The sequence below is a fragment of the Streptomyces sp. R35 genome, assembly GCF_041053035.1.
Classification (GTDB): domain Bacteria; phylum Actinomycetota; class Actinomycetes; order Streptomycetales; family Streptomycetaceae; genus Streptomyces; species Streptomyces lutosisoli.
In genome coordinates, this window is sequence record NZ_CP163440.1 from 9,202,954 (window position 1) to 9,216,959 (window position 14,006).

14 protein-coding genes are annotated in these 14,006 nt (G+C 69.9%); 4 read left to right on the forward strand and 10 right to left on the reverse strand.

Annotated features, from left to right (window positions below):
- Window positions 1-139: 139 nt before the first annotated feature.
- Window positions 140-745, reverse strand: coding sequence for a hypothetical protein (locus AB5J50_RS41390; protein WP_369263759.1), 606 nt, complete (start codon window positions 743-745; stop codon window positions 140-142).
- A 182-nt stretch (window positions 746-927) separates the two neighbouring features.
- Here AB5J50_RS41390 and AB5J50_RS41395 point away from each other — a divergent pair, with 182 nt between their 5' ends.
- The 3 genes from AB5J50_RS41395 to AB5J50_RS41405 are packed head-to-tail and all read left to right on the forward strand — an operon-like array spanning window position 928 to window position 3,809.
- Window positions 928-2,007 carry a ketoacyl-ACP synthase III gene (locus AB5J50_RS41395; protein WP_327433150.1) on the forward strand — a complete coding sequence of 360 codons (1,080 nt, stop codon included), beginning with the start codon at window positions 928-930 and terminating at the stop codon, window positions 2,005-2,007.
- Window positions 2,004-3,578 (forward strand): acyl-CoA carboxylase subunit beta, encoded by a 1,575-nt coding sequence (locus AB5J50_RS41400; RefSeq protein ID WP_327433151.1) that lies wholly within the window; start codon window positions 2,004-2,006, stop codon window positions 3,576-3,578. The genes AB5J50_RS41395 and AB5J50_RS41400 overlap by 4 nt, the downstream gene beginning before the upstream one ends.
- Window positions 3,579-3,593: 15 nt before the next feature.
- Complete coding sequence (locus tag AB5J50_RS41405; protein ID WP_369263760.1) at window positions 3,594-3,809, forward strand: acyl-CoA carboxylase subunit epsilon; 216 nt, start codon at window positions 3,594-3,596, stop codon at window positions 3,807-3,809.
- A gap of 57 nt (window positions 3,810-3,866) precedes the next feature.
- On the opposite strand, the gene AB5J50_RS41410 is transcribed toward AB5J50_RS41405, so the two are convergent.
- From AB5J50_RS41410 to AB5J50_RS41450, 9 genes are all read right to left on the reverse strand, one after another.
- On the reverse strand, window positions 3,867-4,433 hold the full coding sequence (locus AB5J50_RS41410; RefSeq protein ID WP_369263761.1) for a TetR family transcriptional regulator: 567 nt from the start codon (window positions 4,431-4,433) through the stop codon (window positions 3,867-3,869).
- Between the two features lie 263 nt (window positions 4,434-4,696).
- Window positions 4,697-6,262, reverse strand: coding sequence for an FAD-dependent oxidoreductase (locus AB5J50_RS41415; protein WP_369263762.1), 1,566 nt, complete (start codon window positions 6,260-6,262; stop codon window positions 4,697-4,699).
- Complete coding sequence (locus tag AB5J50_RS41420; RefSeq protein WP_369263763.1) at window positions 6,246-7,559, reverse strand: MFS transporter; 1,314 nt, start codon at window positions 7,557-7,559, stop codon at window positions 6,246-6,248. Before AB5J50_RS41420 ends, AB5J50_RS41415 begins: the two co-directional genes overlap by 17 nt.
- Window positions 7,560-7,581: 22 nt before the next feature.
- On the reverse strand, window positions 7,582-8,472 hold the full coding sequence (locus AB5J50_RS41425; RefSeq protein ID WP_369263764.1) for an SAM-dependent methyltransferase: 891 nt from the start codon (window positions 8,470-8,472) through the stop codon (window positions 7,582-7,584).
- Between the two features lies 1 nt (window position 8,473).
- Window positions 8,474-9,292, reverse strand: a complete 819-nt coding sequence (locus AB5J50_RS41430; RefSeq protein ID WP_369263765.1) for a methyltransferase domain-containing protein — start codon at window positions 9,290-9,292, stop codon at window positions 8,474-8,476.
- A 21-nt stretch (window positions 9,293-9,313) separates the two neighbouring features.
- On the reverse strand, window positions 9,314-10,030 hold the full coding sequence (locus AB5J50_RS41435; RefSeq protein WP_369263766.1) for a hypothetical protein: 717 nt from the start codon (window positions 10,028-10,030) through the stop codon (window positions 9,314-9,316).
- Between the two features lie 4 nt (window positions 10,031-10,034).
- Entirely contained in the window at window positions 10,035-11,555 is a 1,521-nt protein-coding gene (locus tag AB5J50_RS41440; protein ID WP_369263767.1) for a coproporphyrinogen-III oxidase family protein, read from the reverse strand.
- Window positions 11,556-11,688: 133 nt separating this feature from the next.
- Window positions 11,689-11,847 (reverse strand): hypothetical protein, encoded by a 159-nt coding sequence (locus tag AB5J50_RS41445; RefSeq protein ID WP_327433160.1) that lies wholly within the window; start codon window positions 11,845-11,847, stop codon window positions 11,689-11,691.
- Between the two features lie 59 nt (window positions 11,848-11,906).
- On the reverse strand, window positions 11,907-13,286 hold the full coding sequence (locus tag AB5J50_RS41450; RefSeq protein ID WP_369263768.1) for a radical SAM/SPASM domain-containing protein: 1,380 nt from the start codon (window positions 13,284-13,286) through the stop codon (window positions 11,907-11,909).
- Between the two features lie 229 nt (window positions 13,287-13,515).
- Between AB5J50_RS41450 and AB5J50_RS41455 the strand changes: the two genes are divergently transcribed.
- Complete coding sequence (locus tag AB5J50_RS41455; RefSeq protein WP_327433162.1) at window positions 13,516-13,956, forward strand: DUF6278 family protein; 441 nt, start codon at window positions 13,516-13,518, stop codon at window positions 13,954-13,956.
- Window positions 13,957-14,006 lie beyond the last annotated feature (50 nt).

A 14,006-nucleotide genomic window follows, 5' to 3' on the forward strand; every position in this document is an offset into this window, starting at 1 on the left:
TAGTGAAAACAATCCTATCAGTCGGTTCCCCGAGATTCCATCCACAGGTGACACTCAGCAACTACAGGGTGATGTCCAGCCGTTGGTGTGAATTTCTACTCCAGGCCGGCTGCCGTTCACCTGACCGCGCGGATCGCGGTCACCGCCCGCCGCCGCCCCCGAGCAGAGTCTGCCGCAGTCCCGGCGTGATCGTCTGGATCACCGTCTCCAGGTCGGCCGAGGCGACGGCGTCCACCTTCAAGAGGTGTCGTGCGAAGGCTACTCCGCCGAGTTGTGCGCCGAAGAGGGCGGTACGCAACTCGGCTTCCCCACCCGGCAGTTCGTGGTCCACCTGGCCGTTCAGGGCCTTGGAGATGCGCTCGCGCAGCACCTGTGAGGCCTCCCGGTCGGACAGTGCCACCCGGTACAGCTCGATCATCGGGGAGTCCTCCTCGTTGGGCTCCCACAATGCCAGATACGTGCGGGCGAGGCGGACGGGCAGATCCTCGTCGACGCCCTCGGCCACCGCCGGACCGAGTATTCCGGCCACCCTGACGGTCCGCTCGATCAGCGCGCCGAAGACCGCCGCCTTGTCGGGCAGCAGCTCGCGGGCGAACCCCTCCTCCAGTCCTGCGGCCTTGGCCAGGGCGGCGAAGTCGGTCTGCCGGTAGCCGAGTTGCGTGAAGAGGGTGCGCCCGGCGGAGATCAGGGCCTGGGTCGCCTCGGTGCGCACGTCGGCCGTGCTCCCGGTGGTGGTGACGGTCATGGCTGCAACTCCCGTTGGTGTGAGGCGTGTCGGCCGGCGTGACGGTCGCGGCGCCAGCGCACCGCCGATTAATTCACATCCAAGTGAACTCTCTCCCTGTTGAATTAGTCAAGCTGCTCTGCGAAGATGATTTCAACGCCTGGTGAGTTAAGTAGTGGCTCGCCGCTGCCCGAGGAGGAATCGTGCAGTCCATCGGCATCATCGGAGTGGGCTCCTATCTGCCCGAGGCCATCATCAGCAACGCGGAGATCGGGCACGGCGCCGGCGTGACCGACGAGTGGATCGTCCGCAAAACCGGAATCCGTGAACGGCGCCGCGCCGCCCCGCACGAAGCCACCTCGGACCTGGCCGTCGCGGCGGCCCAACGCGCCCTGGACAGCGCGGGTCTGACGGCGGATCAACTCGCCTACGTGGTCGTCGCCACCTCCACCCCCGACCATCCGCAACCGGCCACGGCCGCCCTCGTCCAGCACCGCATCGGCGCCCACCGGGCCGCCGCCTTCGACGTCAACGCGGTGTGCAGCGGCTTCGTCTACGCCCTCAAGACGGTGGAGAAGCTGCTGGCCGGCGCCGCCGACGGCGAACCCCGCCACGGACTGGTCATCGGCGCCGACATCTACTCCCGCATCCTCGACTACACCGACCGCCGCACGGCAGCCCTCTTCGGAGACGGCGCCGGTGCCACGGTCCTCGGCCCGGTCGCCCCGGGCCTCGGCCTGCGGCAGATCTCCCTGGTCTCGCGCGGTGACGCCCACCGCCTGATCGAGGTCACCGCGGGAGGCAGCCGCCGCCCGCCCTCGACCCAGACACTGACCGACGGCGACCACTACTTCCGCATGGACGGCAGGGGGGTACGCGGCTTCGTCACCCGCACCCTCCCGTACGAGATCGGCAGGCTCCTGCGCCACGCCGAGGTCAGGCCGGACGCCGTACAGCACTTCGTCCCGCACCAGGCCAACGGCATCATGCTCGCCGAACTCTGGCCCGACCTCGGCCTGCACCGCGCCGCCCTCCACCTCACCCTGGAGCGCTACGCCAACACCGGCGCCGCCTCCGTCCCGATCACCCTCGCCGAGATGAACCGCAAGGGAGCGGCCGCGCCGGGCGACCTGGTCGTGCTGGCCGCGTTCGGCGGCGGGATGAGCCTCGGCATCGCCCTGCTGAACTGGTCCATGGACACCCGCGAGGACGCCCTCGGCGCACACCCCGCGGTCCCGCACCTCCTCACCGCCGGCGACCGCGTCGGCCCGCTCGCGCCGTGACCGCCGACGACGCGGCCGCCCCGGACATCAGGGCACGGGTCGCCCAGCTGCACGGACTCCGCGAACAGATCCGGCAGGGCCCGGACGAGAAGGCGACCGCCTCCCAGCACGCCAAGGGCAAACTCACGGCCCGCGAACGCATCGAACTCCTCCTGGACGAAGGCTCCTTCACCGAACTGGAGCCACTGCGCCGCCACCGCGCCACCGGATTCGGCCTGGAGGACCGCCGACCCCACACCGACGGCGTGATCACCGGCTGGGGTACGGTCCACGACCGCACCGTCTTCGTCTACGCCCACGACTTCCGCATCTTCGGCGGCGCCCTCGGCGAGGCACACGCCGAGAAGATCCACCGCGTCATGGACCGCGCGGTAGCCGCCGGCGCCCCCCTCGTCTCGCTCAACGACGGCGCGGGCGCCCGCATCCAGGAGGGCGTCACCGCGCTCTCCGGCTACGGCGGCATCTTCAGCCGCAACGCCCGCGCCTCCGGGGTGATCCCGCAGATCAGCGTGATGCTCGGCCCCTGCGCAGGCGGCGCCGCCTACTCTCCCGCCCTCACGGACTTCGTGTTCATGGTCCGAGAGACCTCGCAGATGTTCATCACCGGCCCCGACGTCGTCCAGACGGTCACGGGCGAGAAGGTCACACTGGGCGGCCTCGGCGGCGCCGATGTGCACGCAGAGGTGTCGGGCGTGGCGCACTTCGCTTACGACGACGAAGCGACATGCCTGGAAGAGGTCCGCTACCTCCTCTCCCTCCTCCCGCAGAACAACCGGGAGACCGCCCCCGCCGCACCCCCCGAGGACCCGCCCGACCGCCCCTGCGACCGGCTCCTCGACCTCGTTCCCGCCGGCGGCCACCGCCCGTACGACATGCGCCAGGTCATCGAAGAGACAGTCGACGACGGCGAGTACCTGGAGATCCACGAACGCTGGGCGGCCAACGTGATCGTCGCGCTGGCCCGCCTGGGCGGCCAGGTGGTCGGCATCGTGGCCAACCAACCCCTGGTCCTGGCCGGCGTGCTCGACATCGACGCCAGCGAGAAGGCGGCCCGCTTCGTCCAGATGTGCGACGCGTTCAACATCCCCCTCGTCACCCTCGTCGACGTCCCCGGCTTCCTCCCCGGCGTCGACCAGGAACACAACGGCATCATCCGCCGCGGCGCCAAACTCCTCTACGCCTACTGCAACGCCACCGTTCCCCGCATCTCCCTGATCCTCCGCAAGGCCTACGGCGGCGCCTACATCGTCATGGACTCACGCTCCGTCGGCGCGGACCTCTCATACGCCTGGCCCTCCAACGAGATCGCGGTCATGGGCGCCGAGGGAGCCGCCAACGTCATCTTCCGCCGCCGCATCCAGTCGGCCGACGATCCCGAGGCCACCCGGCGTCAGCTCGTCAAGGAGTACAAGACCGAGCTGATGCACCCGTACTACGCCGCCGAACGAGGCCTCCTCGACGACGTCATCGACCCCGCCGACACCCGACGGATCCTCATCGACTCCCTCCGCATGCTGCGCACCAAACACGCCGACCTGGCCCCCCGCAAACACGGCAACCCGCCCCAGTAGAACCGAAGGAGCACCATGACCACAGCCATCGAGCCGGCGCAGCCCCTGGTCCGCGTGATCAAGGGCGGCGACCTACCCACAGAGGACCTGGCAGCCCTGACAGCGGTCCTCCTGTCCCGAACCACCCCCATCACCACAGAGGCAGAGTCGAAACCCAAGACGGTCCTCCCCCTCTGGGAGCGCCCAGCACCCCCCGCCCCCTACCGCTCCCCCCACAGCTGGCGCAACTGACAGACAGCCGGGGCCCGTTGCCGCAATAGCGGCAACGGGCCCCGTTCGCACATCGGCTCAAAGATCAGCGAGCGCAGCCCGCATCGATGGGGCGACAAGGTCGGCCAGGGCGGAGACGGACAACTCGGCGATGGGCTGAAGCCGCAGCAAATACCGAGCGAACGCCACCCCCAACAACTGAGCGGCGACCAGCCCACTCCCCGCAGCCGCACGTTCGGCGCCCAGCACCCCCGTCAGACTGCTGGTGAACTGCTCGTGCAGCACCCGCCGCAGCCGCTCCGCCGCCCGCTCATTGGTCGCCGCCGAACGCAGCAGCAGCCGCAGCGACCCCTCGGCCGCGTCCTGCTCCCACGGCGCGAGAAAATGCGCGACAAGAGCATGCGGCAACCGCTCCACCGGCGTCCCCGTCAGATCGGGCAGCCCCAGATCAACATCGAGGGCGGCATCGAACAGCCGCTCCTTGCTCCCGAAGTACCGCATGACCATGGAGGGATCGATCGACGCGCTGGCCGCGATGGCCCGTATCGTCGCCCGCTGATACCCCTCAGCAGCAAAGTGCAGCCGCGCGGCATACAGAATCGCCTCACGCGTCCGCTGAGAACGAGATGTCACACGCTGCTCCACAAAGCCCCTCCTACTCAGCCACGAACAACCCACCCACACCCACCGACACACAGGGCCCCACCCGCAGCCGGCGACGCACGACGGCGCCACCCACCCCCAGCCGAGACGGCGGTGCACTCGTCGTCGCGCAGAAGGGGCCGTGTCGGTACGTCCAGCCCGTCGCTTACGGGGTTATGGGCAAGTTCATGCCATGGCAGCAGGCAGTAATGCCCACCGGCGACGGGCTGGACGTACCGGCACGGCCCCGCCCCACACCCACCGGCTCACGTCCGTTCGACGCCCGCAGGCTCCTGCGAACGAACCCTCGCCACCACCGGCGCCGGCCCCTCAACCCCGCACCAATGATGCAGCGCCCTCCGAAGCCGCTCCTCACCCCCGTCAGCATCCTCCGCACCGTCCACCCAGGCCGCATACCCGTCCGGACGGACCAACAGGGCACTCACACCCGGGAGTTCGGGCACCGGAACACCGACCCGCACCGGACTCACCCGCGACCCCCACGCCTCGGTGACCGCGGCACGCCGCCCATCCTCAGCGAGATCGAGCAGCAGAAACCGCCCATCACGCATCAGCGAGTACAACCGCACCGGAGAACCCCCAACCCGCGGCACCGTCAGATCCGGCACCCGCTGCCCGACCCGCACCGAGGAGCCACCGCCGGGCGCCCCCCGCCGCACGTACCCGTTCCGCAACCCCGAGATCGTCTCCCCGGCAACCTTCCGAACCCGCCGATACGACAGCGCCTTCGCCAGCACGGCCCGACGCACCGCGGTCACCCCCGCGGACGCGCTGGTGGCCGCCCGCGTAGCCCGGTCCGTGGCCCGCAGAATCCGCTCAGCCTGCGGCCGCCGCTCCACTTCATACGAGTCGAGCAGCCCCACCGGCGCCCACCCCTGCACTTCCGCGGCGAGCTTCCACCCGAGATTCACCGCGTCCTGGATCCCCAGGTTCAACCCCTGCCCACCGAGCGGCGAGTGCAGATGCGCCGCGTCCCCGGCCAGCAGCACCCGCCCGATCCGGTACTGGTCCGCGATCCGCTGGTGGATCTTGAACCGGGCCAGCCACTCGGGCTCGTACGGCCCGGGATCGAACCCGAGCGCCCCGGTCAGCACCTCACTCAGCTCGTCCAGCGTCACAGGCTCCCGAGTCCACGGCCGGTCCCGCCGCGCCACCGCGACCCGGTACAGCCCGTCGCCGTACGGCACCGAAACGACAACCCCACCCCCACCGGACACGATCAGCACATCGTCCGGCGGCGGCTTCCGCAGCCGCACATCGGCGAGGACCGGCGCGATGTCATACGTACGGCCGCGGAAGGCGATGCCCGCGAGTTCGCGTACGACGCTGTGGGCACCGTCGCAGCCGACGACGAAGTCGGCGCTCTCCTCCCACTCCCCGCCACCGGCCCGCACCTGGAGCGTGACGCCCGAGCCGTCCTGCGTCAGACCGAACACCTCGGTGCCGCGCTCGATGGTGACCCCGAGGTCGAGGGCGCGCTGCTGGAGCACCTGTTCGGTGCGGCTCTGCGGGATGACGTTGAGGTAGGGGAACCGGGTGTCGAGTTCGGCGAAGTCGACGCGGGCGCCGCGCGCGGGCACCATCCGGCTGACCGGCCGGCCGAGGGCCACCAGCGCGTCGGCGTGCCCGCGCAGATCGAGCACTTCCATGGTCCTGCTGTACAGACCCATGGCACGGGACTGAGTGGACGCCGCGAGCCGGCGTTCGAGGACCGTGCAGGACACGCCCGCGGCGGCGAGCTCACAGGCCAGGGCGAGACCGGTGGGCCCGGCCCCGACGACGATGACGGACTGTTCAGGAGCGTTGGCCACGAGTTCCTCCTTGGACGTGGGGCAGAGCGGAAGACGACACAAGAAGGGGAGCGGCCACCAGCCGGCTGAACCGCGCGGCCCAGGCGCCGGCACCCAGCACGAGCCCCCCGAGCAACAGCCAGCCCACCGCGCCCCGTTGGACCACGAGAAAGGTGATGACCAGCGGCCCATAGGTGTTCCGCGCCGCGTTCCCCAGGCCGAAGAAGGCGAGGTACACCTGCCGCCGGTCCTCGGGCGCCAGGTCGTACGAGATCGCCCAGGCCCCGGCCTGCTGATACATCTCGGCGAACGCCTGGAAGGCGACGGCGCCCAGCAGCAGCGCCACGGCGGCCACGGCCGGCACCGCCCCGGTGCCCGCGAGCCCGCAGCAGCAGACAGCGAGCAGCACCCCACTGCGCCACAGCGCCCGTCCACCGTCGGCGGCGCTCTCGATGCCCCGGGTGGCCCTGACCTGGAAGAGCACCACGACGACCGTGTTCAGCACCAGCGTCCAGGCGATGGCCGCCCGCGGAATCCGGTCATGGGCGAGCACCCACAGCGGGACTCCGGCCGTCAGCACCGTGACATGCAGGCTCACCAGCGAGTTCAGCCCGGTCAACAGGGCGAAGCGACGATCCCGGAAAACACTGACCCGCTGCGTCCACGACAGCGCCCGCCCGCCACCGCCCTCACCACCGCCCTCACCACCACCCCCCGGCGCGCCGCCGGCGACGGTCCGCAGCCGCGCGACCAGCCCCGCGGCGACCACGAACGAGAACGAGTTGGCGTACACGATGCCCACGTACAGCCCGTCGCTGTCCGGCAGCAGCACCGCCCCGGCCGCGAGGCCGCCGAGCGCGAGCCCGAGGTTCTGCAGCGACCGCGCGCGCCCCATGGCCCGTACCCGCTGCTCCTTGCCGACGGCCGTACCGAACAGGCCCTGCACCAAGGGCGATGCCCCGCGGTCGGCCACCGCGAGCAGCGACACCACGAGCAGGAACGGCGCGAAGCCCGACACGAACGGATAGCAGGTGAGCAGCGCGGCCCGGACCAGATGGGCGCCGATCAGCATGCGCCGAGGGCCGACCCGGTCCGCGAGGATCCCGATCGGCACCAGCGACAGGAAGGAGAGTCCGCCCGCGACAGACAGACCTACGCCCACCTGCCCGCTGCCAAGATGCAGATACCGGGTGAAGAAGATGACGGACACGGACATGTACAGCCCGCTGCCGAGGGCGTCGACGAACACCGCGACGAGCAGAACGGCCGCCGCACCGGCCCGCGGCCCGCGCCGCGTCCGTCCCGCTGCGTGTGTCATGTCGCCCTCACTCGTCAGGAGTTCAGTAGTAGTCGCGCATCAACTCGTCCACCCACTCCGGCTGGACGACCTCCTCGCGCGGCCCGAACTGCCGCAGATACGGCTTGATGTCGAGCACGGGAGTGCCGTCGACGGCGTCGAGCCCGACGACATGCAGATCGAGGCCGTCCGTCTTGACCAGCCGGCAGCGGGAGACCCCTATGCGGTTGGGCCTGTTCTTGCCGCGCTGGGCGAAGATGCCGGCCAGTGGCCACTGAGGGTTGTTGCGCGGATGGCGGGCGCCCTCCTGCACCTTGTCCAACGGGACGCGGTGGAAGTGGAAGACGACTTCGAGGTGGGAGAACGAGTCGAGGGAGAGCAGGGCGTCGGTGGTGAACCGTTCGGCGTCCAGCCGGATGACGGAAGCCACCTGGCCCCAGTCGTCGTCGATGAGTTCGCGGCGCTCGTTGCGCACATGGGCGATGGGCACCAGGTCAGTGATCGCATCACCGTTCATGTCGGTGTCAGTCCTTCCGTCGTCGCCGGACAGGGCCGTCCCCCCGGCGCTCCCGTCCAGAGACCACACCTGATCCCGAACGAGCAACTCCCCCTCGGAGGCGCGCTGTACGGCCAGATAGACCTCCTCACGGGGTACGCCGAGAAGCTCGCCGAGCCGTACCTGGAGCAGTCGCAGCAGCTGACGCACCTGGGCCTTGCTGTAGCTCTCCTTGCATACGACGAAGCCGACCGGGGCCGGGGCCGTGGAGCCGTCGCGCCACTCGGGCCGGTGGAAGGTGTCGGGCTCCAACCGCTGCCACCACAGCCAGCAGTGGCCGCGGTCGAGCCCGAGCAGCGCCGTCACGGAGTCGGCCAGTTCACCGAGTACGGCCGCGCCGGGGCTGGGCGCGGGCGAGAACAGCCTGATCACCGGCATGTCAGCGCACCCCGCCGAGCGGTTTGACGCCGATCACCATGCAGGTGCGGACGGGGATGAAGAACTCGTCGCCGTCCTGGCGGATGCCCAGCGCCTCCCGGTGCGCGGGGGAAGCCTCGGCGAGCCGCTGCCGGATCGCCCGCTCGGCCTCGGCGCCGGACGAGGCGATCTCGCACCAGCGCTTGATGGGCACCCCGGTGCGGCTCTCGGACTGCGAACCGCGGGCGACCGGGACGTTGAGCCCGGCGCCCTGGAGGAAGCCGATCCACTCGTCGAGGGTGTAGCTGCGCTGGTGCGTGGGATCGTGCAGCATCTCCAACTCGTGGTTCAGCGCGTCGATTTCGGGGTTCCCGTGGCCCTCCAGGTCGATGACGGCGAGCCGCCCGCCGGGGCGCAGCAGCCGTGCCATCTCACCCACCGCCGCCGGCATGTCACGGAAGTGGTGCGGGGCGAGACGGGACACCACCAGGTCGAAGGAGCCATCGGCGAAGGGGAGTTCCTCGGCGTACGCCTCCTGCGTCTCGACGGAGACGCCGCGTTCGGCCGCGAGTTTGCGGACGGACGCCAGCATGTTGGGCGCGGGGTCCACAGCGACGAGACGGGCCGGGAGTTCGCCGGCGAACGAGAGCGCCAAGTGGCCGGCGCCGCAGGCGACATCGCAGATGGCGCTGCCCGTCTGCGGACCGAGCGTCTCGTGCAGGGCCTCCATCGTGGGGCTGGACCGGTGCACCTCACTGGTCGCGAAGTTTTCGGCGATCTTGTCGAATCGCTGGCTGGAGAGCATGTCCTGCGCCGCCTTCTTCCTCTTCCGCTGACTCACTGTTTTTCTGCTGACCAACTGTCACTTCTTCGTGCCCACAAGGGAGGTGAGCGCCGACACCGCGTCCCCGTGGGGACCCTTGCCGCACGGCTGGAGCGTGTGCCCGAAGCCTTCGAACAGCCGCACCCGGACCTCGATGGAGTTCCGTCCGACCAGATGACGCGCCGACCACTGGCCGTACATGTCGGGCGCGAACACGGCGGGCGGCAGGGTTTCGTCGTCGGCGTCGGCCACGTATCCGACCAGGTCGAAGCCGCCGTACACGAGGTCGAGGGAGGGGACGCGCGACGTCAGGAAGGCGTCCTCCTCGATCACCGTGCCCACCAGCACCACCGTGTCCGTCCGGGCCGGCCGGCCGGACCGCAGCAGATGCAGCAGGGCCAGCCCGCCCAGCGAGAAGCCCACCAGGACGAGTGGCCGGACCAGCACGTGCTGGTGGGCGTCGAGCAGGTGGGACAGGCGCCCGGCGCGGGCGAGCTGATCGGCCTCTGTCGAGGGCGAGTTCGGCTCCCGGACGGGCATGTCGCAGGTGAGTACCTGTGCGCCCCGGGCCACCAGTTGCCCGGTCAGCTCGCCGAGCAGCCGGTCGTCGCGGCCCTCCCCGTCCAGGACGGAGACGCTGCCGGGACCGGCCAGCAGTACCGTGGCGTTCGCCGGACCGGCCGGGAAGGACCGCCGGGTGCGGTACCGCGTCCCGTCCGGGTCCCCGCGCCACTGGGTGCGCTGATGCACGTTCATCGGATCACCTGTGGCAGACGGCCTCGGCGAAGCCGCCGACGCGCTGGTGGAAGTAGACGCTGATGATCTCCTCGTGGAGCGCTTCGCCGTCCAGCGTGGGCGCGACGCTCTCCAAGGTGCCGGGCACCGGTTCGACGAGCCCCCGTTCCATGAGCTCGGCGAAGACCGCCGCGAATGGCTCGTCACGGAAGAGCTCGACGCCGAACCGCCGCCGGAACCGGCCCGCGTCGATCGGCTGGTTGGCCTTGAACGCGAAGCCGAGCACCATGCCGATCGCCTGGAAGCCGGCCAGCCGCCGTCCGGAGGCGAGCGGCAGCCCCGGCCCCTCCTTGAGCCGGCGCGCGTACCCGGAGATGTCGGCGACGTTGTGCGTCTGCACCACGGTGTCGTCGTCGCCGGTCAGCCAGCCGTACGCGCCGGGGCCGTACGCGATCATGGAGTCGTGGCGCTGCCACTTGTTGCGGGAGACGCGGGGGATGTTGCCGTCGGGGTAGACGTCGGGCCGGTTCCACCAGCCGCACGGGCTCGGGTGGTAGCCGCCGTCGAGCAGCAGCTCCACGATGGCCTCGCGCATCGCATAGGTCTCGCCGAGCGAGGGGAAGAGGTGCTGCTCGCGCAGCCGGGTCTTGACGCTCTCCACGTTCCACAGCGCCCGGTTGCCGATGCCCATCTTGGCCCGGTCGGCGTTGCGCAGCCGGTAGATGGTGATGGTGGGGACGTCGAGGTCGATCAGCCGCCGGATGTCGTCGGCGACGGTGGCGGTGCTCTGGTGGGGCAGCCCGAACATCATGTCGACGTTGAACGGCTTCCCGGTGGCCCGCAGTTTGTCGATGGCCCGCAGCGACATGGCCGCGTCGTGGCCGCGCCCCGCGAACGCGTTGACCTCGCTCTGCAGGGACTGCACGCCGACACTGAACCGGTTGAAGCCGATCGCGCAGGCCTCGGCGAGCTCGTCGTGCTGGAAGTTGTCGGGGTTGCCTTCGAGGGAGATCTCGCAGTCGTCGGTGAGGGTGTAGCGGGCGCGTATGTGGTCCATCAGCCGCTGTAATTGCTCCGTGCCGAGCAGCGAGGCGGTACCGCCGCCCAGGTAGACGGACTCGATCGAGGAGTGCGCGAGCCAGGGGGAGTGGGCGAGCCGCCGGCCGGACTCGTCGAGCAGCAGGTCGGTCCAGATCCGTGGCGCGGCCTCGCCCTCGGGGCCGTCCGCGACCTTGCGCTTGACGTAGTTGCAGAAGTGACAGATGTACGCGCACAGCGGCACATGGAAGTAGAGATGTGCGGGGCGGCCGGCTCCCGGATGACTGCGCAGCGCGTCGGCGACCTGCGAAGTCGACAGCTGCTCACCGTAGTTGGCCGTCACGTTGATGTTGTAGTCGTCCTGGCCGATCCGCAGCGCGGGGTTCTCGTTGAGCAGCCGCGCGAGTCCGGTACCCGGGCGCGGCGCGGTTTCCGTACCGGGGCGCAGTGCGGTTCCCGTGCCGGGGCGCAGTGCTGTGGTGCCGGCCGAAGCAGCCGTCTTGCTCATCGCGACCTCGTCTCCTGAATCGGGAAGAACGGATGCCGAGCGAGCCTTTGCCGTCGGCGGGCCTTCCCGGCCCGCCCCTCAACGGGCCGGGAAGTGGTACACCGCTTCGTCACCTGCCGGCAAAGGCGTGGGGTCAGACCTCGACCTCGATGACCGTGGCCTCCGTGATGTTGGTGGCCTCCACGATGGTCTCGGCGGGCGCGGTGGCAGAGGCGGCTCCGACGGCGCTCAGGGTCACGCCCTCCTGCCCCGGCTCCAGGTGAATGCGGATGACCTTCTTCTCTTCGGGCATGGCTGTCTTCCCTTCGGTGGAGGCGGCAACGGTCGCGCCGCCGTGGGACAGGGACCCGCTCACTTCGTCGGGAGCGGGAGTCGGATGGGGCCGGGCGCGTCGGCCGGGGTGGAGCCCTGCGGGCCGGCCGACGCCGACTGACGGGGCGTCAGGGTCAGTCGTACGTTGCGCTGTTTGCGGGCGCGCCAGTAGCGGCCGGAGCGCAGGGTGAACTCCTGCAGATACTCGGTGGCGCCGCAGCCCTTCGGGTCACCGGTGATGTTCTTGGCCAGCGGCGGGCACCGGAACTGGCACCAGATGTCCTCCGCGGCCACCGGACAGGAGCCGCACACCGAGTGGTCACTGAAGCGGATGTCGCGGAACTCGTCGAAGCCGTGCTCCCAGATCTCGGCGAACGGCTTCTCCGTGGTGTTGCCCGCCTTGTAGAGCTGCCCCGACATGCAGTTGCTGCACGGGTACACGTCACCGCGGCTGTTGACGTAGACGACCGAGCGGCCGCACTTCTCCTGGCCCACCGCGCGCTCCAGGCGCTGGCAGAACTGGATGGTGTCCACCCCGCGGATCTCGTCGGCGGCGCGCCGGGCCGGGCCGGTGGGCGTCTCGGTCGGTTCCTGGTCGGGCTCGGTGGAGTACCGGTCCATGCACCGCTGGTAGACCTCGAAGACCTCGTCGACGTCCTCGGGGCGCAGCAGCATGTCCGGGTGGAGCAGCGCCCGGCCCACCGGGTGCGTCTCCAGCCACTGGGGCCGGGGGTACCCGCGCTCCGCGCACCACTCGAAGATCTCCTCGGCGTCCTGGATGTTGTCGCGGTGGACGGAGATGGCGGTGCGGAACACATGCCCGTGCTTGCGCATCATCTCGAAGGCGTGCTGGAGCTTGGGGAAGTCCATCCTGCCGCGGACGGTGCGTTCGGGGTCGGCGGTGTCGAAGCTGATGAAGAACGACTGCCCTGCCGGGATCCGGGCCAGCTTCTCCTCGGTGACCAGCAGGCCGTTGGTGAAGATCTGGGTGCTGAAGGGCTTGCTGCGGGCGTGCTGGATGATCTCGACCGCGTCGCGGTGCGAGAAGATCTCACCACCCGTCAGAAACACCTGGAGCACGCCCATCTCCGCGAAGTCGTCGAGGAGTTGCTTGACGCGGTGCGTGGAGATCTCGTCGGGCCGCTTGAGCGCGGAGTCGGCGTAGCAGTGGCGGCAGCGCAGATTGCAGAGGTTCGTGGTCTCCACGAACGCGATGGCAGGGGCGGGCAGATGGAACCGGTCCAGCGTCACCAGCGGATCGGCGAGCGCGTGGGCCATCAGCTCGGCGGTGGCGACCGCCCGTCCGGAGTTGTGACGCTCGATCAACTCCCGTGCGGACGCGGCGAGGAACTCGACATGACCGTTCGGCAGCAGAGCGACGATCCCGCCCTCGTTCACCTGGAAGGGAATCTTCTGCACGGGCCCTGCCTCTCCTGGTCATGGGATGGCGGAACATGCAAGTCAACGGATGTTGAACTCATGCCGTGTTGAACTCTACGGAGGATGAATAACCTTGGCAAGGTCTGCCGTGCGCGCCGGACCGGCGGGCGGAACGGGGAAGGGGCGGCTGGGGCGCCGCGGCCCGCTGTGACCAGGCGACTCTGCGCGCCTGTGGTGCGACCGGCGCAGTGGGTGACACGCTGGGTGTATGAACATCCCTTTCCTGGGCAACTGGCGCAAGAAGCGCGGCCTCGCCTTCGGCGTCGCGGTGTTCTCCGACGGCGAGAGCGACCCCGAGGGCATCGCCGAACTGCTCTCCGAGTGCGAGCTGCTGCGCTCCCAGGCGCACCAGGTGGGAGTCGAACTCGACGACTCCGTAGCCTCGTTGGAAGCCCTCGACCAACTGCTTCCGCGCTGGCGCGACGACGAGGAGAGCCTGCCCTGGCTCGGCAATGACGCGGGGCTCTATCTCGGCACGGTGATCGTGCGTACGGTCGTCGGTGCGGCCTGGGAGATCTGGCCCAACGGCCAGCCGGTGGTGAAGCTGACCTCCGGCCGTGAGATCGACGTGGTTGCGGGCGGTCACGCCTGGGCGTCCAGCGGTGCGCCCGAACTCTCCCAGTTCTATGCGGAGGTCGCCGAAGCCTAGTCCGCGACCCCAACGGCAGCTCATTCGTCGTAAATACGGCTAATGCCCGA